The sequence below is a fragment of the Klebsiella variicola genome (assembly GCF_000828055.2).
Taxonomy (GTDB): domain Bacteria; phylum Pseudomonadota; class Gammaproteobacteria; order Enterobacterales; family Enterobacteriaceae; genus Klebsiella; species Klebsiella variicola.
The window spans coordinates 223,156-245,398 of sequence record NZ_CP010523.2; the positions used below are offsets into that span (position 1 = coordinate 223,156).

15 protein-coding genes and 2 pseudogenes are annotated in these 22,243 nt (G+C 58.8%); 14 read left to right on the plus strand and 3 right to left on the minus strand.

Annotation, left to right across the window (positions count from 1 at the left end):
- Nucleotides 1-717 precede the first annotated feature (717 nt).
- The 13 genes and pseudogenes from dppA (at nt 718) to SP68_RS01100 (ending at nt 18,341) form a co-directional block, all read left to right on the plus strand.
- Nucleotides 718-2,325: a dipeptide ABC transporter periplasmic-binding protein DppA gene (gene dppA / locus SP68_RS01045; RefSeq protein WP_012540345.1), complete on the plus strand. Its 1,608-nt coding sequence runs from the start codon at nt 718-720 to the stop codon at nt 2,323-2,325.
- A gap of 134 nt (nt 2,326-2,459) precedes the next feature.
- The gene (dppB, locus tag SP68_RS01050; protein ID WP_008806900.1) at nt 2,460-3,479 is read left to right on the plus strand and encodes a dipeptide ABC transporter permease DppB; all 1,020 of its coding nucleotides are present in this window, start codon (nt 2,460-2,462) and stop codon (nt 3,477-3,479) included.
- A 9-nt stretch (nt 3,480-3,488) separates the two neighbouring features.
- Nucleotides 3,489-4,391, plus strand: coding sequence for a dipeptide ABC transporter permease DppC (dppC, locus tag SP68_RS01055; RefSeq protein WP_032733925.1), 903 nt, complete (start codon nt 3,489-3,491; stop codon nt 4,389-4,391).
- 10 nt (nt 4,392-4,401) lie between these two features.
- On the plus strand, nt 4,402-5,385 hold the full coding sequence (gene dppD, locus SP68_RS01060) for a dipeptide ABC transporter ATP-binding protein (RefSeq protein WP_008806902.1): 984 nt from the start codon (nt 4,402-4,404) through the stop codon (nt 5,383-5,385).
- On the plus strand, nt 5,382-6,395 hold the full coding sequence (gene dppF / locus SP68_RS01065; protein WP_008806903.1) for a dipeptide ABC transporter ATP-binding subunit DppF: 1,014 nt from the start codon (nt 5,382-5,384) through the stop codon (nt 6,393-6,395). The genes dppD and dppF overlap by 4 nt, the downstream gene beginning before the upstream one ends.
- A gap of 24 nt (nt 6,396-6,419) precedes the next feature.
- A pseudogene (locus SP68_RS28055) lies at nt 6,420-6,593 on the plus strand (hypothetical protein); the annotation flags it as partial.
- Nucleotides 6,594-6,909: 316 nt separating this feature from the next.
- The gene (gene bcsO, locus SP68_RS01070; RefSeq protein WP_040968938.1) at nt 6,910-7,446 is read left to right on the plus strand and encodes a cellulose biosynthesis protein BcsO; all 537 of its coding nucleotides are present in this window, start codon (nt 6,910-6,912) and stop codon (nt 7,444-7,446) included.
- Nucleotide 7,447: 1 nt separating this feature from the next.
- A pseudogene (locus SP68_RS01075) lies at nt 7,448-8,240 on the plus strand (cellulose synthase operon protein YhjQ/BcsQ).
- A 19-nt stretch (nt 8,241-8,259) separates the two neighbouring features.
- Nucleotides 8,260-10,371, plus strand: coding sequence for a UDP-forming cellulose synthase catalytic subunit (gene bcsA / locus SP68_RS01080; protein ID WP_008806906.1), 2,112 nt, complete (start codon nt 8,260-8,262; stop codon nt 10,369-10,371).
- Nucleotides 10,368-12,800 carry a cellulose biosynthesis cyclic di-GMP-binding regulatory protein BcsB gene (gene bcsB / locus SP68_RS01085; protein WP_040968937.1) on the plus strand — a complete coding sequence of 811 codons (2,433 nt, stop codon included), beginning with the start codon at nt 10,368-10,370 and terminating at the stop codon, nt 12,798-12,800. The genes bcsA and bcsB overlap by 4 nt, the downstream gene beginning before the upstream one ends.
- Nucleotides 12,800-16,852 (plus strand): cellulose biosynthesis protein BcsC, encoded by a 4,053-nt coding sequence (locus SP68_RS01090; RefSeq protein ID WP_040968936.1) that lies wholly within the window; start codon nt 12,800-12,802, stop codon nt 16,850-16,852. Before bcsB ends, SP68_RS01090 begins: the two co-directional genes overlap by 1 nt.
- Nucleotides 16,852-17,328, plus strand: coding sequence for a cellulose biosynthesis protein BcsD (gene bcsD, locus SP68_RS01095; RefSeq protein WP_008806909.1), 477 nt, complete (start codon nt 16,852-16,854; stop codon nt 17,326-17,328). Before SP68_RS01090 ends, bcsD begins: the two co-directional genes overlap by 1 nt.
- 11 nt (nt 17,329-17,339) lie before the next feature.
- Nucleotides 17,340-18,341 (plus strand): family 8 glycosyl hydrolase, encoded by a 1,002-nt coding sequence (locus SP68_RS01100; protein ID WP_032733919.1) that lies wholly within the window; start codon nt 17,340-17,342, stop codon nt 18,339-18,341.
- A 107-nt stretch (nt 18,342-18,448) separates the two neighbouring features.
- Here SP68_RS01100 and bcsG read toward each other — a convergent pair whose 3' ends face one another.
- From bcsG to bcsE, 3 genes are read right to left on the minus strand one after another with little or no spacing between them, the layout of a single operon-like run.
- Nucleotides 18,449-20,128 (minus strand): cellulose biosynthesis protein BcsG, encoded by a 1,680-nt coding sequence (bcsG, locus tag SP68_RS01105; protein ID WP_023298321.1) that lies wholly within the window; start codon nt 20,126-20,128, stop codon nt 18,449-18,451.
- Nucleotides 20,125-20,322 (minus strand): cellulose biosynthesis protein BcsF, encoded by a 198-nt coding sequence (gene bcsF, locus SP68_RS01110; RefSeq protein ID WP_008806912.1) that lies wholly within the window; start codon nt 20,320-20,322, stop codon nt 20,125-20,127. Before bcsF ends, bcsG begins: the two co-directional genes overlap by 4 nt.
- Nucleotides 20,322-21,875 (minus strand): cellulose biosynthesis protein BcsE, encoded by a 1,554-nt coding sequence (gene bcsE, locus SP68_RS01115; RefSeq protein WP_012540354.1) that lies wholly within the window; start codon nt 21,873-21,875, stop codon nt 20,322-20,324. Before bcsE ends, bcsF begins: the two co-directional genes overlap by 1 nt.
- Nucleotides 21,876-22,043: 168 nt before the next feature.
- On the opposite strand from bcsE, the gene bcsR reads away from it, so the two are divergent.
- Nucleotides 22,044-22,232: a cellulose biosynthesis protein BcsR gene (bcsR, locus tag SP68_RS01120; protein ID WP_002921513.1), complete on the plus strand. Its 189-nt coding sequence runs from the start codon at nt 22,044-22,046 to the stop codon at nt 22,230-22,232.
- Nucleotides 22,233-22,243 lie beyond the last annotated feature (11 nt).

A 22,243-nucleotide genomic window follows, 5' to 3' on the forward strand; every position in this document is an offset into this window, starting at 1 on the left:
GGCATCATCAGTGCGCCACTGGCCAAAAATTCCACCAAAATCACAATAAACGACTTTACCCACGTTTCCAGCCAGCTATTCGCTATTTTGTGACATCTTCCATTGCATTTTTTTATCGATGAACAGATCTTTTTTCGCGAAGCTTATGGCTAAATGTAGCATTTTCCGCTGTGCGCTTTAACGTTCGCGCTATTAATCGCTCACATATTGGTCACACGGCAAGAAATTTTTCTCATTTGTTGGAATTGTTTCCCTCTGCGTGTTGCAAATTATTAAGGTCATTATTCTGCTTATTGACCCGTAGCATAAATTTCTCTGCTGAAAATAGCGCCTTGAAGTTTTTTTAATCTTTGCCTGCCGTTTCTCACGCTGGATGTAAAACCCGGCTGGCTGTATTGACGTTTCCCCATTCTGTTGACAGATTGTAGGGCATGAGGGGCATTTCATGGAGAATCCGTACTGCAACTCAGTCGTTTTTGCGAAAGGAATCCCCATCTCTCTCTACGCCTTCGGGCACCACCGACTGGACCGGGTATATTCTAAATAGTTCGAGCTGCGGAAAGGCGGCAAGTGTACGAGCTCCCCTGAGCATAGATAACGATGTGACTGGGATGATCGAGCGCAGCCAACGCATCCGTTGTTTGAAATAGGACGAATAAAAATAAATAAAGGTCCGGCGGATATATGCAAACAACATCACAGTTTTGGAGCAGAATAATGAGTATTTCCTTGAAGAAATCAGGGATGCTGAAGCTTGGTCTGAGCCTGGTCGCCATGACCGTCGCCGCCAGCGTGCAAGCGAAAACCCTGGTTTATTGTTCTGAAGGCTCGCCGGAAGGCTTTAACCCACAGCTCTTCACCTCTGGCACCACCTATGACGCCAGTTCCGTACCGATCTATAACCGCCTGGTCGAATTTAAAACCGGTACGACGGAAGTTATTCCAGGGCTTGCTGAGAAATGGGAAGTCAGTCCTGATGGCAAAACCTATACTTTCCATCTGCGCCAGGGCGTGAAGTGGCAAGATAATAAAGACTTCAAACCCACCCGTGACCTGAACGCCGATGACATCGTGTTCTCCTTCGATCGCCAGAAGAATACCAATAACCCGTACCATAAAGTTTCTGGCGGCAGCTATGAATACTTTGAAGGGATGGGGTTACCGGACCTGATTAGCGAAGTGAAGAAAGTGGACGATAAAACCGTCCAGTTCGTCCTGACTCGCCCGGAAGCGCCGTTCCTCGCTGACCTGGCCATGGACTTCGCCTCTATCCTGTCGAAAGAGTATGCCGATAACATGCTGAAAGCCGGCACGCCGGAAAAAGTGGACCTCAATCCTATCGGTACCGGCCCATTCCAGCTGCTGCAGTACCAGAAAGATTCCCGCATTCTGTATAAAGCCTTCCCGGGCTACTGGGGTACCAAGCCGAAGATCGATCGTCTGGTCTTCTCCATCACCCCGGACGCTTCCGTGCGCTATGCCAAACTGCAGAAAAATGAGTGCCAGGTGATGCCGTACCCGAACCCGGCGGACATCGCGCGCATGAAGGAAGATAAGAACATTACCCTGCTGGAACAGCCGGGCCTGAACGTCGGTTATCTCTCCTTCAACACCGAGAAGAAACCGCTGGACGACGTCAAAGTTCGTCAGGCGCTGACCTACGCGGTGAACAAAGAAGCGATCATCAAAGCCGTTTACCAGGGCGCAGGCCAGGCGGCGAAGAACCTGATCCCGCCGACTATGTGGGGCTATAACGACGACGTTAAGGACTACACCTACGATCCGGAGAAGGCGAAACAGCTGCTGAAAGAAGCGGGCCTGGAAAAAGGCTTCACCATCGACCTGTGGGCAATGCCAGTACAGCGTCCGTACAACCCGAATGCTCGCCGTATGGCTGAAATGATCCAGGCCGACTGGGCGAAAGTCGGGGTCCAGGCCAAGATTGTTACCTATGAGTGGGGTGAATATCTGAAGCGGGCGAAAGCGGGCGAGCACCAGACCGTAATGATGGGCTGGACCGGCGACAACGGGGATCCGGATAACTTCTTCGCGACCCTGTTCAGCTGCGCCGCAGCGAAAGACGGCTCCAACTACTCGCGCTGGTGCTATAAGCCGTTTGAAGATTTGATTCAGCCGGCCCGCGCTACCGACGACCACAACAAGCGTATTGAACTGTACAAACAGGCTCAGGTAGTGATGCATGATCAGGCTCCAGCGCTGATCATCGCCCACTCCACCGTCTATGAGCCGGTGCGTAAAGAAGTCAAAGGCTATGTGGTGGATCCGCTGGGCAAACACCACTTCGATAACGTCTCCGTCGAATAATAAGCACGATGCCTGACCTCCTCTCCCCTTGCGGGAGAGGTAGGGGGCGTATTCCCGCTATTCCGGGGAATGCTTTTGTGAGCAATACAGACGCCCTGTCGCCAGGCGGGGCGTCACTAGAGAGAATCCGGGTTATGTTGCAGTTTATTCTCCGACGTCTGGGACTCGTCATCCCGACATTTATCGGTATCACCCTTCTCACCTTTGCCTTCGTCCATATGATCCCCGGCGATCCGGTGATGATTATGGCGGGTGAACGTGGTATTTCCCCCGAGCGTCACGCGCAGCTGCTGGCCGAAATGGGCCTTGATAAGCCGCTGTGGCAGCAATATGCCCATTACATTTGGGGCGTACTGCACGGCGATTTAGGCATCTCGCTGAAAAGCCGCATTCCCGTGTGGCAAGAGTTTGTCCCGCGCTTTAAAGCCACCCTTGAGCTGGGCGTTTGCGCGATGATTTTCGCTGTCGCCGTCGGTATTCCGGTGGGCGTGCTGGCTGCGGTAAAACGCGGATCCATCTTTGACCACACCGCCGTGGGTCTGGCGCTGACCGGCTACTCCATGCCTATCTTCTGGTGGGGCATGATGCTGATTATGCTGGTTTCGGTGCAGCTGAACCTGACGCCGGTCTCCGGGCGTATCAGCGATACGGTGTTCCTTGACGATACTCTGCCGCTGACCGGCTTCATGCTGATCGACACCGCCATCTGGGGCGAGCAGGGCGACTTTATTGACGCCTTAATGCATATGATCCTGCCGGCTATCGTGCTGGGCACCATCCCGCTGGCGGTGATTGTGCGTATGACCCGTTCGTCGATGCTGGAAGTGCTCGGCGAAGACTACATTCGTACCGCGCGCGCCAAAGGGCTGACCCGGATGCGAGTGATTGTGGTCCATGCGCTGCGCAACGCGATGCTGCCAGTGGTCACGGTCATTGGCCTGCAGGTGGGCACGCTGCTGGCGGGCGCCATCCTGACGGAAACCATTTTCTCATGGCCTGGTTTAGGCCGCTGGCTGATCGACGCGCTGCAGCGTCGCGATTATCCGGTGGTGCAGGGCGGGGTGCTGCTGGTGGCGACGATGATTATCCTCGTCAACCTGCTGGTCGACCTGCTGTATGGCGTGGTGAACCCGCGTATCCGGCATAAGAAGTAAGGGGCCATCATGTCACAAGTTACTGAGAATAAAGCGATTGCTGCACCGGTGCCAATGACCCCGTTGCAGGAGTTCTGGCACTATTTCAAACGCAACAAAGGCGCGGTCGTCGGTCTGGTGTACGTGGCGGTGATGATTATCATCGCGGTGTTCGCCAACTTCCTCGCCCCGTATAACCCGGCGGATCAGTTCCGTGATTCGCTGCTGGCGCCGCCGTTCTGGCAGGATGGCGGCAGCCTGGCGCATCTGCTCGGCACCGACGACGTGGGCCGCGATATTCTGTCGCGTCTGATGTACGGTGCCCGCCTGTCGCTGCTGGTGGGCTGCCTGGTGGTGGTCCTGTCGTTGATCCTTGGCGTGGTGCTCGGTCTGGTGGCGGGCTATTTCGGCGGGGTGGTGGATTCCATCATTATGCGCGTCGTCGATATTATGCTGGCGCTGCCGAGCCTGCTGCTGGCGCTGGTGCTGGTGGCTATCTTCGGGCCATCTATCGTCAACGCGTCGCTGGCGCTAACCTTCGTGGCGCTCCCGCACTATGTGCGTCTGACGCGCGCCGCGGTGCTGGTGGAGGTCAACCGCGACTACGTGACCGCTTCCCGCGTAGCGGGCGCCGGCGCGATGCGCCAGATGTTCGTCAATATTCTTCCCAACTGTCTCGCGCCGCTGATCGTTCAGGCGTCGCTGGGCTTTTCTAACGCCATTCTCGATATGGCAGCGCTGGGGTTCCTCGGCATGGGCGCGCAGCCGCCGACGCCTGAGTGGGGCACCATGCTCTCCGACGTATTGCAGTTCGCGCAAAGCGCCTGGTGGGTGGTGACCTTCCCGGGCGTGGCGATCCTGCTGACGGTGCTGGCATTTAACCTGATGGGTGACGGTCTGCGTGACGCGCTCGATCCCAAACTGAAGCAGTAAGAGGTTCGAGATGGCGTTATTAAATGTAGATAAATTATCGGTGCATTTCGGCGATGAGAACGCGCCGTTCCGCGCCGTAGACCGCATCAGCTATAGCGTGAAGCAGGGTGAAGTGGTTGGCATCGTCGGTGAATCCGGCTCCGGTAAATCCGTCAGTTCGCTGGCGATTATGGGCCTGATTGACTATCCCGGCCGGGTGATGGCGGACAAACTGGAGTTCAATGGCCGCGACCTGCAGCGCATCTCTGAAAAAGAGCGGCGTCAGCTGGTGGGGGCGGAAGTGGCGATGATCTTCCAGGATCCGATGACCAGCCTCAATCCGTGCTATACCGTCGGCTACCAGATTATGGAAGCGATCAAAGTTCATCAGGGCGGCAATAAGCAAACTCGCCGTCAGCGGGCCATCGACCTGCTGAACCTGGTGGGCATTCCCGATCCGGCGTCGCGGCTCGACGTTTACCCGCACCAGCTTTCCGGCGGGATGAGTCAGCGCGTGATGATCGCGATGGCGATTGCCTGTCGGCCAAAACTGCTGATTGCCGATGAACCGACCACCGCACTGGACGTGACTATTCAGGCGCAGATCATCGAGCTGCTGCTGGAGTTGCAGCAGCAAGAGAATATGGCGCTGGTGCTGATCACCCACGACCTGGCGCTGGTGGCCGAGGCGGCGCATAAAATTATCGTCATGTATGCGGGTCAGGTGGTGGAGACCGGTGATGCGAAGGATATCTTCCGCGCGCCGCGTCATCCGTACACCCAGGCGCTGCTGCGCGCGCTGCCGGAGTTCGCCCAGGATAAGGCGCGTCTGGCGTCGCTGCCGGGCGTGGTGCCGGGGAAATATGACCGTCCTGTCGGCTGTCTGCTGAACCCGCGCTGCCCCTATGCCACGGATAAATGCCGGAGCGAAGAGCCCGCGCTCGCGGATCTTACCGGCGGCCGTCAGTCTAAATGTCACTACCCACTCGATGATGCCGGGAGGCCTGGATTATGAGTACGCAAAAGGCCGCCACGCAACAACCGCTGTTGCAGGCCATTGATCTGAAAAAACACTACCCGGTGAAGAAGGGAATATTCGCCCCGGAACGACTGGTGAAAGCGCTGGACGGCGTCTCCTTTACCCTTGAGCGTGGTAAAACGCTGGCGGTGGTGGGAGAGTCGGGCTGCGGCAAATCGACCCTCGGTCGTCTGCTGACAATGATTGAGATCCCCACCGGCGGTGAGCTGTATTATCAGGGGCAGGATCTGCTTAAGCACGACCCGCAGGCGCAGAAGCTCCGGCGGCAGAAAATCCAGATTGTGTTCCAGAACCCGTATGGTTCGCTAAACCCGCGTAAAAAAGTGGGGCAGATTCTGGAAGAGCCGCTGTTGATTAACAGCAGCCTGAGTAAAGAGCAGCGCCGTGAAAAAGCGCTGGCGATGATGGCGAAGGTCGGCCTGAAAACCGAGCATTACGATCGCTACCCGCATATGTTCTCCGGCGGTCAGCGTCAGCGTATCGCTATTGCCCGCGGGCTGATGCTGGATCCGGACGTGGTGATTGCCGATGAGCCGGTTTCCGCGCTGGACGTTTCGGTACGTGCCCAGGTGCTGAACCTGATGATGGATCTGCAGCAGGATTTAGGGCTGTCCTACGTGTTTATCTCCCACGACCTGTCGGTCGTCGAGCACATCGCTGATGAAGTGATGGTGATGTATCTCGGCCGCTGCGTGGAGAAGGGCACCAAGGACCAGATCTTCAACAATCCGCGTCATCCGTACACCCAGGCGCTGTTGTCGGCGACGCCGCGTCTGAATCCGGACGATCGGCGCGAGCGGATCAAGCTGACCGGCGAACTGCCGAGCCCGCTGAACCCACCGCCGGGCTGCGCCTTTAACGCGCGCTGCCGTCGACGCTTTGGTCCCTGCACCCAGCTTCAGCCGCAGCTTAAGGATTACGGCGGCCAGCTGGTAGCCTGCTTTGCCGTCGATCAGGATGAGAATCCGCAAAAACCCCACGCCTGATGGCACACTCCCGGTCCCAGGACCGGGAGTTTCTCTTCCGCCGGAGAGGAAACCTGGCAACACCGTTTATTACCGCAGTTTCTGCCATACTCTCGGAGCATTCTTCGTCGATTATCCGAAAAAATAAGCCTTTCAGTCCATTTTTATAGAATTAAAGAGAAATTAAAATGGTTCAGGTTTATTCTTTCGTTCAACTGACGCTATGATTTCATCATGGCGTAATACTTTTATATAAAAACGACTGGGAAGCGCGATGGTTGCGGGGGTTAAGGATGTACGCATACCTAAAAAATGGGGCTATCCTTCTGAAAGGGAAGTGTTAGTGTAGCGATACTTCTGCCGTGGAATCATCCCAAAAATCAAATTCTAAACTATTATAACCCTGTCAATCGTGTGTATTGGTACGTCACCACCGGCGCTTTATCTGCCATACCAGAAGCGTCACGATATTTTTAATATACCCAGAAAATAACAACAAACTTAATATGAAATTTTTAAAATCATGAGGTTATCAATGAACCATTATGATGATCTGCAGCGCTTTCAAGAAAAAACGCGGACGCAAAACCTCAAATTTCAGGATCTTTCTTCGCAAGCCGCCACGCGGGAACATGGGGATTGGGCGATCCTCAATCAGCTGAATCCCGACGCCGGGAAACCCGCTTCTCTGGCGCTGGGAGGGTCGGTCTCCGCGCCGCTGCCGCAGCCCGTGCCTGCGGATCTCTTCCAGCGTGTCGACCCTGTGGTCGCCGCGCCAGCATCACCTCCGGTTGCGCCAGTCCCCCCAGTTATTGCCGCGATCCCACTGCCGGTCGCAGAACCTGCAATGCCGGAACCTGTCGCTCCGGCGCCGGCGATGACGGCAGAGCCCTTGGCAGCGACGCCAGTACCTGAACCGGTGATGTCCCCGCCGCCGAGGATGGCCCCGCGGCCTGCGCCGGGCGCCGACAACTATGCCCACCTGTTCGCGGCAAAAACCGCGGAGCCGGTGGCGAAAAATAAAGACCAGCCTTTGAAATCTCTTCTGGAAAGGATCGCTACATGCCGTTGATTTGCGTCTGTTCACCGAAAGGTGGCGTGGGGAAAACGACCCTTGCGGCCAATTTAGCTTATTCGCTGGCGCGGACCGGCAGCAAAGTCCTGGCGCTGGATTTTGACGTCCAGAATGCGCTGCGTTTGCATTTTGGCGTGCCGTTGAGCGATGAGCGGGGCTACGTGGCGAAGGCGCTGGAACTGCATGACTGGAGCCAGTGTGTGCTGAGCGCCGGCAGCAATATTTTCGTCCTGCCTTACGGCGAAGTGAGCGAAGCGCAGCGTCAGGCGTTTGATGAGCAACTGACCCACAATGACCATTTTCTCCAGCGCGGTCTGTCGGCGCTGCTCAATTATCCCGGGCTTATCACCATCGCCGATATGCCGCCAGGGCCTTCACCGGCGCTGAAGGCCCTGACGGGGCTGGCGGATCTGCATCTGATCCCGCTGCTGGCGGATACCGCCTCAATGTCGACCCTGGCGCACGTGGAAAAGCAGCGCCTGACCGGCGGGGCGCTGAATCACAAGCACGGGCACTATTTCGTCATAAACCAAAGCGATAGCCGTCGCCAGGTCAGCCGGGACGTCACCAGCCTGATGGAAGAGAAACTGGGCGAGCGGCTGCTTGGCGTGATCCATCGTGATGAAAGCGTGGTAGAGGCTAATGCCTCGCAGAAGTCGATCCTGGACTTCAACGCCTCCTCCGCAGCGGCCTTTGATATTGAAATCATGGCTAAAAAAATATCTTCGCTGTTGGGTATCCACATTGGCGATGGCACGGTGCACAGCCAGCCACGCATGTCAGGGCTTTAACTTATTGCAGGGCTGCTGAATGAAAAAATCTCTTTTTTGGTTGCTGGCGCTGGTGCTGTCTCCCGTCGCCGTGCTGGTGGTGATCACGCCGATGGACAGCCAAAAGCAGTATATTTTTGGTCTGCTAAGTATCGGTATTCTCTTTCTGATGGGCTTCAGCAAGCGCCGCAGCGTATCGGTCATTATGGTCGTCACGTCGCTGCTGATGTCCACGCGTTATATGTATTTTCGCCTCACGCAGACCCTGCACTTCAACTCCTCCATTGAAGCTATTCTCGGGATGGGGCTCTTTTTGGCGGAGGTCTATATCTGGGTGATGCTGCTGCTTAACTACCTGCAGACGGTCTGGCCACTGAAGCGCGGCATTGTTCCGCTGCCGGATGATATGAGCAAGTGGCCGACGGTCGATATCTATATTCCGAGCTATAACGAACCGCTGGAGGTGGTGCGCGATACCGTCCTCGCGGCACAATGCATTGATTATCCAAAAGATAAAATGAAGATCTATCTTCTGGATGATGGCAAACGCAGTGAGTTTGCCGTGTTCGCCGCCGACGTCGGCGTGGGCTATATCACCCGTAACGACAATAAGCACGCCAAAGCGGGGAACCTTAACCATGCGCTGACCCTGACCCACGGGGAGCTTATTTGCGTTTTCGACTGCGACCACGTCGCCACGCGCGTCTTCCTGCAGGCCACCGTCGGCGGTTTCCTGAAAGATCCGATGCTGGCTCTGGTGCAGACGCCGCACTACTTCTATTCCCCGGACCCGTTTGAACGTAACCTCTCCGTCGGGCGTAACATCCCGAACGAAGGGATGTTGTTCTATGGCCCGATTCAGCAGGGGAACGACAACTGGAACGCCACTTTTTTCTGCGGCTCCTGCGCAGTGATCCGCCGCGAGGCGCTGGCGCAGATCGGCGGTTTCGCCGTCGAAACGGTGACCGAAGATGCCCATACGGCGCTGAAGTTTCAGCGTCTGGGATGGAAGTCGGCCTTTCTCGATATTCCGCTGGCGGCTGGTCTCGCCACCGAACGTCTGGTGGTGCACGTCATCCAGCGAACCCGCTGGGCGCGCGGGATGACGCAGATCTTTCGCGTCGATAATCCCCTGTTTGGTCGCGGCCTGACCTTCCAGCAGCGCTTGTGCTACCTGAGCGCCATGCTCTACTACCAGTTCGCGCTCCCGAGGGTGGTGTTTGTCACCGCCCCGCTGGCTTATCTGCTGTTTAACCTCAATATTATTTACTCTTCAGCGAGCCTGATTGTCTCCTATGCCCTGCCGCATCTGTTCCTCGCTATTTACGTTGGTTCGCGAATGAACGGCCGCTATCGCTACAGCTTTTGGGGGGAGATCTACGATATTGTGCTGGCCTTCCACCTGGTGCTGCCGACTCTGGTGACGATGATTTTCCCCAAACGCGGCAAATTCAACGTTACCGATAAGGGCGGGCTGCTTGACGTCGGTTACTTCGATTTCACCGTGGTGCGCCCGCATCTGGTGGTGGCCTGCCTGCTGGCCCTGGGGGTGGTCGTCGGCATCGTCCGGGCGATAGGCCATGACTACTTTGGCTCGGATCCCAACGTTATCGCCCTCAACGTCGGGTGGGGGATCTACAGCCTGATCTTCCTGCTGGCGGCGATTGCCGTAGCGCGCGAAACGCGGCAGGTGCGAAAAACCATTCGTATCGATGTCGACATTCCGGTGGTGATCCATTACGCCAGCGGTATCGTTTCCCGCAGCCATACCGCGGACCTGTCGATGGGCGGCTGCCGCGTGGCCGCGCCGGATATGCGCCATCTGGAGGATGATATCGAAGAGATTGAGCTGATCCTGCAGTCCGGGGCTATCTCCATTCCGGCTCAGCTGGTCACCTCAGACGAGCGTTTCCTGCGCCTCAAGTTTGATGAAGATATTCCTCTCTCGCGCCGCCGTGAACTGGTGCGGGTGGTGCTGGCCCGCGCGGATGCCTGGATTAATCCGCCACGCCCGCAGGATAACCCGTTCCGCTCCTTCTTCACCATTTTGCGCTGCGTGTTCGAACTGTTCTGGTTGACGTGGAAAACCCGTCGCAGCCAGCGCAGCCGGACGGCTGTGGCGAAAACGGCGCAGGAGGATGGGACGTTATGAAGCGATTAACGACGCTGGCGCTGCTGGCAGGGATGTTCTCTGCGCCTGCGCTGCACAGTGAAGAGCCGGCTGCCGGCGCTTCAGCCCCGCTGAGTTTTCCGCAGCTCAACGGCGCGGCGGACAATGAGCCCGGTGACGAACCTCCGGCGGCCGCTCCGGAAGAGGCCACGCCAGCGGTAGCGCCCGCCCCCGCAGGCGATGCGGCGTTGACAACGCCTGTGCCTGAGATGCCCGCAGTAACCCCGCCGGTGAGCGACACGGTTGCGCCCGATGTCATCCCCGTTGCCCCGGTTTGGGGAGGCGATCTGAATCTGGCGCAAATGGGGATGCCGGACGGCATTATCCTCAGCGGCGGCCAGCGGCAGGGGGGCGTTAGCTTTACGCTGCCTTCCGACCAGGTGGTGATCCATTCCCAGCTCAGCCTTGCCGTCCGCGTATCGCCGGAAATGGCGAGCCGCAACGCCACCCTGCAGCTGATGCTCAACGGTCAGCCCCTCGGCACTCTGCCGCTGGGTGCCGATGGCGAGGATGTCTCCCATTATCAGTTGGATATTCCGCCTGCGCTGATGGTCTCCAGCAATAACCTGAGCGTGAAGATCAACGATGGCGATACCCTGCAGTGCCAGCGTGACATTCATGATTCATCGCGGGTGACGGTGCTGCCCACGTCGCATTTCAGCTGGGAAAGCCAGCAACTGAACATCAGCGACGACCTGAGCCACTTCCCGCGTCCCTTCTTTGACAGCATGCAGATGACCCCGGCGGACATCGCGGTCGCCTATGGGGCGAAGCCCTCAGCTGACGTCTTCAGCGCCGCGGCGCTGGTCTCTTCATGGCTGGGTATCCAGGCGGACTATCGTGGCATCGCCTTCAGCGCCCTGCGCGATCGCCTGCCGGAACGCCATGGTATTGTGATTGGCCATCCGGGCGAGCAGGTGGGCGGCATGACGCTGCCGGAAACCGATAAACCGCTGCTGCGCATCATCGCCAACCCCGCCAATCCGGCCTACAAACTGCTGCTGATTGTCGGTAAAAACGATATGGCGCTGCGCATGGCCGCCTGGCGGTTGACCCGCGGCAACTTCGCCCCGCAAACCGCGACGCTGGATGTCGAATCGCAGACCATCCCGGTTGGTAAAGCGTACGATGCGCCGCGCTGGATCCCCACCGATCGTCCGGTCAGGCTCAGCGAACTGTTGCGTAAGGATCAAAGCCCGACCGTCAGCGGCGTCTGGCATGAGCCTTTACGTATCGCCTTTCGCGCCGCGCCCGACCTCTATCTCTGGGATGGCGAGACGATCCCGCTACAGGTTGGCTACCGCTTCCCATCGGAAAGCTGGATTAATGAGGACAAGTCCCTGCTGAGCGTCACGCTCAACGGTACCTTCCTCAATAACCTGGCGATGAACAAGCAGGGGCCGCTGGAGAAAGTCTGGCGCCACCTCGGGGGCGATGCGCGCCAGGAGCGCTTTACCATCCCGCTGGCGCCCTATCTGATCTACGGCGATAACCAGCTGTCGATGTACTTCAATGTGGTGCCGAAGGATGATGTTCCGTGCTCGGTACTGCTGAATAACAATATCAAGAGCCGGATCACTGACGATTCCTGGATTGATTTGAGCAAAACGCGACACTTCTCGCTGCTGCCAAACCTCTCCTATTTCGTTGGCGCCTCATTCCCTTTCTCGCGACTGGCGGACTATTCGCAAACGACGCTTATGCTGCCGGCGGACCCGTCTGAGACCCAGGTGGCCACCCTGCTGAATCTGGCGGCGCGCTCCGGAAATGCGACCGGCACTGCGCTGGCGAATAACCGCGTCGTGCTCGGGATGCCGACCGGTGGCGCGGATCTGCAGTCGCTGCGCGAACGTGACGTGCTGGCAGTCACCGCTCTCGATCAGCAGGCCTTTAACCAGAGCCTGCTGGCTGATTCACCGTATCGTCCGGTGGATAACACACTGAGCGTCCGTGAGCCTGACCTGTGGCAAAAAGTGCAGCGTCGGCTCACCGGCGACTGGACCTCGGCCAGCCTCGATGCCGATCGCTACTTCTCGTCCAGCAGCGCCTGGCGCGGGTTCATCAGCTATCGTTCGCCGTGGAACGCGACTCGCCTGGTGGTGGTGGCGATGGCCAGCAATGATGACCAGCTGGCGCGATTGAAGACCGATCTGGACTCGCCGCGTATCAACGCCGGGATCCGTGGCGATACCGCGGTGATCACCAGTGATAACGGGGTGCGCAGCTTCCAGGTCAGCACGCCGTTCCCCAGTGGTCAGATGCCGTGGTACATGATGGCTGTCTGGTATGCCAGCCAGCATTCCGGTTTCCTGGCGGTGCTGGGGCTGATTGCCACCTCGATAATGGGACTGGCGCTGACCGCGATGTTTAAACGTCATGCCCGTAAGCGTCTGGGTTCGGGGGATAACTAATGAAAAGAAAGATAACAATAACGATGAAAACCTCCCGCCGGCTCACGACGTTCTGCCTCACCGGCGCGTTGACTCTCGGTGCTTCTGGCGGCGCGCTGGCGGCAGGTAACGACGCGGCGCTGCAGGCGCTGTTCGCCCAGGCCAACTACTGGCATGAGAAATCCCATGACGAACTGGCGATGGAGTCGCTGCAGAAGGTGCTTTCGGTCGATGCCAATAACACCCAGGCGCTGTATCTGATGGCGCTCTGGTCGCAGCAGGGTGGCGATATGCAGGCGGCGGCGCAGTGGCGCGCCCGGCTGGCGAAAGCGGCGCCGGACAGCCCGGGGCTGCAGGATTTAGACAACGCTAAAAAGATGTCGCAGGTGCCGCAGGGGCAGCTCAGCCTGGCCCGCCAGCAGGCGCGCGGCGGCAATATTCCCGGGGCGCTGGCGACCTGGCGCAGCATGTTTAATGGCAATACGCCGCCTGCCGGGCTGGCGGCGGAATATTACCTGACCATGGCCAGCGACAAATCGCTTTATCCGCAGGCCATCAGCGAACTGCGCCAGTACGTGGCCCAGCATCCGCAGGAGAACGCCCCGCGGGTGGCGCTGGGCAAAGCCTTAACCTGGCGGGAAGAGACCCGCCGGGAAGGGATCGCTCTGCTTGAGCCGATGGCCAGCGGCAATAAAGAGGCGGACAGCGGCTTGCGTCAGGCGCTGCTCTGGCTGGGCCCGCAGGCCGGGGATGAGCAGTATTACGATACCTGGATGCAGCGGCATCCGCAGGATAGTGAAGTCCAGAATTACTTTCGCGAACGGCGCAGCGGTCAGGCGCGCGGCCAGGGCTATGCCAATCTCAACAGCGGCAATACCGCCGCCGCGAAGCAGCAATTTGAAGAGGTGCTGCAGACCAACCCGCAGGATGCCGATGCGCTGGCGGGCATGGGTTATATCGCGCAGCGCAGCGGCGACTACCAGGCCGCGTCACAGTATTTGAGCCGGGCGGCGGATCTCGGCGGCGACGCCTCGGCGACCCGTCGTCAGCAGGCGGCCGATGCGCTGTTCTACGGCCAGCTGGCGCAGGCTCAGCAGGCTTATAAGCAGGGCAATATTAGCCAGGCGCTGGCGCTCTCCGCGCCGCTGGCGCAGCAGAGCGGGGCGCGGGGCGCCTCGGCGAAGCTGTTCCGCGCCGATGTGCTGCGGCATAACAAAGATTTGCCCCAGGCGGAGCAAACGCTACGCTCGCTGTTAAGCGACGATCCGCAGAACGCGGCGGGGCGGGAAAACCTCTATTACGTGCTGCGCGAGCAGAATAAATCCGCCGAGGCGCAGGCGATGCTGCAGACGCTCCCCCAGAGCCTGCAGCAAAAACTGCAGCCTCGGGTGGTGGCCGGTATGCCGGGCGATGCCGTGCGCCGTCAGGCCCAGGCGCAGGTCAGCAGCGGTAATCCAGGCGGCGCGATTGCCACTCTGCGCGAAGGCGTCGCCCGCTATCCGGACGATCCCTGGCTGCGCCTCGATCTGGCCCGGCTGTTGCAAAAATCGGGTAACGGTAGCGAGGCCTCTTCGCTGATGTCGGCGGCCTATCGCCCGGGCGCCAGCAACAATGCGCTGTATGCCGCCGCCCTGTTTGCCAGCGAAAACGGCGCCTGGCAGCAGGCGCAGACGCTGCTGGCGCGCATTCCCGGCGGCAGCCAGACCAGCGACATGCGCGATTTACGCCAGCGGGTGAACTACAACCTGCAGCTGGCGACCGCCGAAAACTATCTGGCGCAGGGCAACCGCACTGCCGCCAGCAATACCCTGCGGGCGATGGCCTCCACGCCGCCGAAAGCCCCGGCGGACGCCGGCAAGCTGGCGCGGCTGCTGGCCGAGAGCGGCGATCTGACTACCGCGGTCTCGCTGGTGCGCAACAATATCAGCAGCGGGGTGTCCGGCAACGCCGGTGATTACGCCGATCAGATTGCGGTGCTGAACCAGGCCGGGCTGACCGGCGAGGCGCAGAACCTGCTCAGCAATCCGCAGCTGCAGGCCAGCAGTACGCCGACGCAGCTGGCGAGCATTCGCAATGGCTATGTGATCAACGAAGCCGATCGCCTGCGTGAGCAGGGCAACTACGCCGCGGCGTATGACAAGCTGATCCGCGCCATGCAAAGCGACCCGCAGAATACCGATCTGATGTTCGCGATGGCGCGGTTGTACCAGAGCGGCAAAATGAATAAAGAGGCCGGGGTGGTTTATGACTACCTGATGACGCGCGATACGCCGAACCAGGATGCGCGCGCCGGGGCCATCGACGTGGCGCTGTCGGCGGGGAATAACGATCGCGCCGAACAGCTGGCCGGCGGCTTGCGCCAGGATAACTCCCCGGATCGCTTACTGCTGCTGGCGAGAGTCGCAGAGGCGCAGGGCCATCATCAGCAGGCGATGACCTACCTGCGTAGCGCCCGCGGCAAACTGCTGGGTATGCAAAGCACCAACAGCAGCGAAACGCCAACCGTCGGCGGGGTGCTGGCGGCGGATAACCCCTTCATCGGCGTGTCGCAAACGTCGGCGCCGACGCGAACGGCCTCCGCCTACGGGCAGTATATGCCGTGGCAGGTCGCCCAGTCGGCCGCCGCGCCCGGTTCCACGCTGCCGGGGATCCAGCGCCCCGATCTGCCAGTGGACACCGCCGAGACGCGGATGCTGCGCCAGGTGGACACCATGATGGAGTCGCTGCAGGAGAAAACCGGCAGCTGGCTGCAGGGCGGTATGGACGTGCGCGGGCGCGACGGCGAATCGGGTACCAGCAAGCTGACGGAGCTCCGGACGCCGCTGACCTGGTCTTCTTCGCCATTTGGCGATTCGCGCTTTGACTTTACCGTCACCCCGGTGTCGTTGAACGCCGGAACCGCCAGCGGCGACGCCTGGCGTCGCTACGGCGCCAACCCGCTGGCTAACGCGGTCTCCAATATGGTGAGTACCGCCACCAGCGAGCAGGCGGCGATCGCCTCGATGACCGAGGCGGAGCGGACGGCCTATTTTGCCAGCAATCCGGGGGCCGAAGCCTTAAGCGGCCTGGGCACCCTGAATGCGGCAGATTTCAATCCGACCACCAGCAGCGGGATGGAAAATCTGGCGAAGCTCGGGAGCTATGATTCGGGACAGGTCGCCAGCTATCTGGCCTCTTCCAGCCGTAAGCCGAACGTTGACCAGACCAGCGGCTCAACCGATTCGCAGAAGGCTAACGGCGTCGAGCTGGCGCTGGCGTTAAGCGGTGACGATTATCGCGTCGATATTGGCAGCACGCCGCTGGGCCAGGATCTCAATACCGTTGTCGGCGGGGTGAAATGGTCGCCTAAGCTGAGCAACTACCTGTCGCTGATCCTGACCGGCGAACGCCGCTCACTGACCGACAGCCTGCTTTCTTACGTTGGTCTGAAAGACGCCTATTCCGGTAAAACCTGGGGGCAGGTGACGAAAAACGGCGGCACCCTGCAGCTGAGCTATGACGACGGCGACGCGGGCTTCTATGTCGGCGGTGGCGGATACAGCTATCTGGGGCAGAACGTCGCCAGCAACACCAGCATTAACGCCAATGCCGGGGTCTATCTGCGGCCCTATCATGACGAATACCGCCAGTTACAGACCGGGTTGAGCATGAGCTATATGGATTATTCCAAGAACCTCAGCTACTTCACCTATGGCCAGGGGGGCTACTTTAGCCCGCAAAACTATGTCAGCGTGTCGCTGCCGGTCAGTCTGACGGAGAAATATGATAACTGGACCATGAAGCTTGGCGGCTCGGTGGGCTACCAGTCTTACAGTCAGGATAAGAGCGCCTATTTCCCGACCAATTCGGAGTGGCAGCAGACCCTGGAGACGGCGGTGAGCAATGGGTTTGCCAAGGAAGCCTACTATTCCGCGACCTCGAAGAGCGGCATCGGCTATACCCTGCGCGCCGGGGCGGACTACAAGGTTAACAAACAGATGACGCTGGGGGGCCAGATTGGCTATGACACCTTCGGGGATTATAACGAAAGCACCGCCGGGCTCTATATCCGCTATATGTTGGGAGATCATTGATGATGACGGAGAACAATAACCCGGTGGTCACGACCTGGTTCCAGCAGCAGCAGACGCCTGCCGGATGGTTCGATCTGTTGGTTATTATGGTCGAAGGTATGTTAAATAATGCCGGCGAGCTGGAAAGCCAGCCCTTCCTGCGTCAGATGGGCGCCTCGCTGGCGGAGACCCATCCGCTGCCGGCGTCGGAGACGGTGGGAGAGCTGGAGGCGAATATCAACCGGCTGCTGACCCATTTCCACTGGGGCGTGGTGACGATTGATGTCGGTGAGGATGGCCTGCGCCTGCGCCATCAGGCGTTGCCGGTCAGCCGGGACGACGCGGGACGCGTGCGCTGGTGCAACGCGTTCTGTGCCATACTGGAGGGGTTATATTCTCGCTGGCTGCAGAGTCAGGGAGGCAGTGCTCATGTCGTTTTACAACGTGAGCGGGTGTTCTCTGTCTCTGACGTTCAGTTTCTTTACTACCATCCATAATGAGTGAATGTATGCCCCTGCGTGCTTTAGTGGCGGTGATAGTGACAACGGCAGTGATGCTGGTGCCCCGGGCGTGGGCGGATACGGCCTGGGAGCGCTATAAGGCCCGTTTTATGATGCCGGACGGCCGTATCATTGATACCGCCAATGGCAATGTGTCGCATACGGAAGGTCAGGGCTTTGCCATGCTCCTGGCGGTGGCGAATAACGATCGCCCGGCGTTCGACAAGCTGTGGCAGTGGACGGACAGCACCCTGCGCGATAAGTCTAACGGGCTGTTTTACTGGCGTTATAACCCGGTGGCACCGGACCCTATCGCCGATAAAAACAACGCCTCTGATGGCGATACGCTGATCGCCTGGGCGCTGTTGCGTGCGCAAAAGCAGTGGCAGGACAAGCGCTACGCGATTGCCTCGGATGCCATCACCGCCTCCCTGCTGAAATATACGGTGGTGACCTTCGCCGGTCGTCAGGTGATGCTCCCGGGCGTGAAAGGGTTCAATCTCAACGACCATCTGAACCTTAATCCCTCCTATTTCATCTTTCCGGCCTGGCGCGCCTTCGCGGAGCGGACGCATCTGACCGCCTGGCGGACATTGCAGACCGACGGACAGGCGCTGCTGGGGCAGATGGGGTGGGGGAAATTACACCTGCCCAGCGACTGGGTGGCGCTGCGGGCGGATGGCAAGATGCTGCCAGCCAAAGAGTGGCCGCCGCGGATGAGTTTCGATGCGATTCGTATCCCGCTGTATCTCTCGTGGGCCGATCCGCAAAGCGCTTTGCTCGCGCCGTGGAAGGCCTGGATGCAGAGTTACCCGCGTCTGCAAACCCCGGCGTGGATCAACGTCAGCACCAACGAGGTGGCCCCCTGGTATATGGCCGGCGGTCTGCTGGCGGTGCGCGATCTGACGCTGGGTGAACCGCAGGAGGCGCCGCAGATTGACGACAAGGATGATTATTACTCTGCCAGCCTCAAGCAGTTGGTCTGGCTGGCGAAACAGGATCAGCGTTAGAGACGGTGATTGATTTGCCGCCTTCCCCGCCCGTAGGCATGCGGGTGGGGAAGGGAGAATGGGAACGTCTCACGATGTAAGGCCGCCAGTTTGGGCGGCCTTGTCGCTTATTGCGGATAAGGCACCCAGCTACCGCCATTCAGCTGGACATAAGGCTTGCCCTGATACTGGATGACGATGGCGTTGGCGTTTTCGGACACCGCTGCGCTCTGCGGCAGGTTTGCGACATACTGCTGCCAGTTGACGCTGTCCTCGCTGAACATTTTGCCGTCGAGGGCACGCACCACCAGCTCCGACACCGCCAGGTAACTGCTGGGCTGATCGATGATAATCGGCGCCCCTTCATGCGGCGCTTTCATGCCGAAGAATTTTACCGCCGTCGGGACGTTAGTGATCGACGGGCTCGGGATATCCCGCAGGCCAGAGACCTGCATCTTATCGCCCTTCAGCGCGCCGCCGTGTTCCGGCACCACCACCACCATCACTTTCCGCCCCGATTTCTCCAGCTCGGTGAAGAAGTTATCCAGGTCATCAAACAGCTTCTGCGCCCGCACTTTGTAGTCTGCGGTTTTGCTTTGCCCCGGGAAGTGATTGCCGTCATGCAGCGGCAAGGTGTTATAGAAGGTGGCACTCCGCGGATTGCTGCTGGCCTCTTCGGTCTTCAGCCAGCGGTTGAGGACCGCCAGATCCTCATACACCGGGGAGCCGTCAAACGCCTGCAGGCTGACCGGCAACCCGGTCTGGTCCATCAGCGGGCTCTGCATGCCGCCCAGCGAACGCAGTTCTTTCAGGAAGTCGCCGAACAGACCGTTATGGCCGAGCATCAGCTGCTGGTTGAAGCCGAGTTTCGCCAGGTTTTCAAACAGGTAGCAATCGGCGCCGGACGGCTGATACAGGTTGGTATGCGACAGCTGGCCGCAGCTGGCGCGCAGCAGGCGCACCGCCGCCGGGCCGCTGTAGGAGGTCGCGGAGTTAAAGTTTTTGAAGACAATATCGAAATGCTTCCACAGCGGATGGTCCATCAGACCGGCGGCTTCAATATCCGACCAGGAGAGCGAGCAGATATTGATCACCAGCAGGTCAAACGGCTGGGCATCCGCCGGCAGCTGGTCCGGGAACGGCGTTTTGCGCTTCTGCTCGGCGGCATAGAAACCGTTCAGCCAGTTGGTGAGATTGGCTGACGTCGGCGGCTCGGTCTGCGGTGGAATATCGCTGCTGGCGGGGCTGGTCGCGGTGCCAGCGGCGGCGTTGGCCCCGGTATTGGCCGGCGCGGTCGTGGCGGCGGCCGTGGTGGGCTGACCGGCGGGCCACAGGGTAAAGGCCGGCAGCAGTGGGCTGACCGCCAGCCAGACGACCATCGCGGAGACAAACACGGTGACGCGCAGCCACTGACTGATAAACAGCCACAGGACCAGTAAAACAAAGAAGGCGCCGACCATGCTCCAGTTAATAAACCGGACGATCAGATCCCAGATATAGCTGGCGCTGAAGCCGGCGATTTGCGAACCCTGGCTAAGAAGCGTCTCCGGACCGGGCAGCCAGGTATCGTGCCAGAACAGCGCGAAGCCGAGCGGAATAGCGATCCAGTGGCGGATACGGTGTAGCTTTTCGCGCGGGATCGGCACCAGCAGAAAGGCGAGAAACACCAGGTTCAGCATCGGGTGGAAATTGAGATACCCGGCCCACAGCAGGGCAAATTTGACCAGAAAGTAGAAGTTCCAGCCGCCAAGGCCGCGCCAGTACTGCCAGAGCGGAAGCGGTGTCGCGGTCGGTTTAGTGTTTGTCATTTGTTCGCTTTGCCTTGCTTAACCGTGGCTCCCCGGCGTAATACGCCTGCCGGTTTCACGTAACGGGGTTTAAAGAACATCAATCTTAACGTCGTGCGAATACGGCGCTGGTAATGGCGCGTCAGGTAGCCCAGCGGAAAAAACAGCAGGGCGCAGAGCACCACCAGTTGCAGAATATCGGCGATAGACATCATCAGGCTTGCTCCTCGCGGGTGGTTAACCGGTGTGGCTCGGGGTAGCGTCGCCAGTGGCGTCCATCGTGGGTGGCGTTGATGGTCTCGTTTTTACCCACCGACAGCGGCAGCGGCGTGTTCCAGCGCGCCGGCTCGACGCCGCGCATGATCACGATTTCCGAGAGGATCTGCTTGTCTTCAAACCACACCATGCGGTTAGAAAAAATATCGCCGGTCGGCAGCGGGAAAATGTGGTTTAGCGCGGTATCGAGGTCATTGATCCGGCAAAACGACAAAAACAGCACCAGCCGGTTATTGCCGATGGTCATGATATCGCCCATCCGGTTGGGTTTGCATAACGTCAGCGCCTGCTCAACGCGCAGCCCTGGCGCCGGGCGCAGGGCCACCATTACGCCTTTGCTGTCGGCGGGCAGCAGGGTATTGGCCATCACGTTCTGTACCGCCTCGCAGAAAGCATCCCACTTCTGATAGCCGCGCAGCTTTAACGGCTGGCTCCAGGTCAACAGCGTGGCGAAATCCTCCGGAATATGGCGGGAGAATTTTTGGTTCTGCACGCTTTCGATCAACGTCAGACAGCGGGAGAGCGACGCGCTGCTGGGGATCACCAGACTGGCGCCGCTGCTAAGCAGTAGCCGCTCATCTGTCGCGCGCAGGCTGGGCGTTTGCTCACGGACAATAATTTTCAGCGCCGTACCGCGCTGGCGACGCAGGGTATGAATATAGCGGCCCAGCTGTTCAATTTGCGTATTCTGGGTGATGGAGAAAAGTACCGTGGCCGCTTGTGCGGTGCGCCCGGCGTTGAAGACCTCGTCGTTGGTATCGAACAGGGTCCAGTATTCCGACAGCGGCGGGGCGCCTTCCAGCACGCGCATATTGCTGAGGATCACCTTCTCATCACTACGTGGCTGAACGCTGGTTTCCGTCTCCTGCGCCAGCCGCCAGCCGGCATCATCGCGTTGCACCATCAGCTGCTGCTGGGCGCTGATGCCTTTGTCGCTTCCCCACCAGGCAATATCAAAGAGATGTCGGTCACCCTGGTAACGAATACTTGCCAGGCCGGAAAGGGAACGGTACTCGCGTAATAATGGGGTGAGCTGTCGATCGATATCCTGGGCGGAATTGATCGCCAGGAACGCGCAACGGTGATATTGCGCCCAGCGGCTGGTCTTTTCCACCCAGGCGCATAGCTTATCCTTATTTATATTTTGCCAGGTATTTTCAGCGCATAGCAGAATAAACAAGTAATTGCCAGGTTCGAGGGAGCAGACTAAATCACGATGTATTTCTTCCAGTGCTTCCGGACGATTCGGCAGGGTGAACAGCGCGATATTATCCGGGCCACCTTCATTATCTAATGAAATGATATTATTAGGTTTGTCTCCCATTACCAGCGCGGCGATCTTGCTGTTTTTCGCCTGCGCGGCCAGCGTCTGATTAAACAGACTGACGGCATCGGTATAACGGTCAACGTTGAGCCACCATACCCCACCGACCGGCATATGGCACACTTCATCCCATAATGATGAAATACCCAAAGTAAATACACTATCCACGGCATCCCTCGTGCGCCCTGATTGACACTGGATAAGTTTACTAGCGAAACCGGCAGAGTAAACCTAACATTGAAATTAAAGGTCATCAGTTTTAGCATGTACACCTGCTTTTAAGGATGCGCTGTATTCGTCCTCTGGTTTAATAATAAATTTCAAACGGACAGAGATATGCCAGCAAAAGATCCTGCAGTACCCACGGACGCCACGCTGGGGTACACCTTTCAAAATGATTTTCTGGCGCTAAGCCGGGCATTTTCCCTGCCGGATATTGATTATCATGATATTTCCCGGCGCGAGCAGCTGAATGCGGCGCTGAAGCGCTGGCCGTTACTGGCAGAGTTTGCAGAGAAAAAATAAGGAAGCCGGAG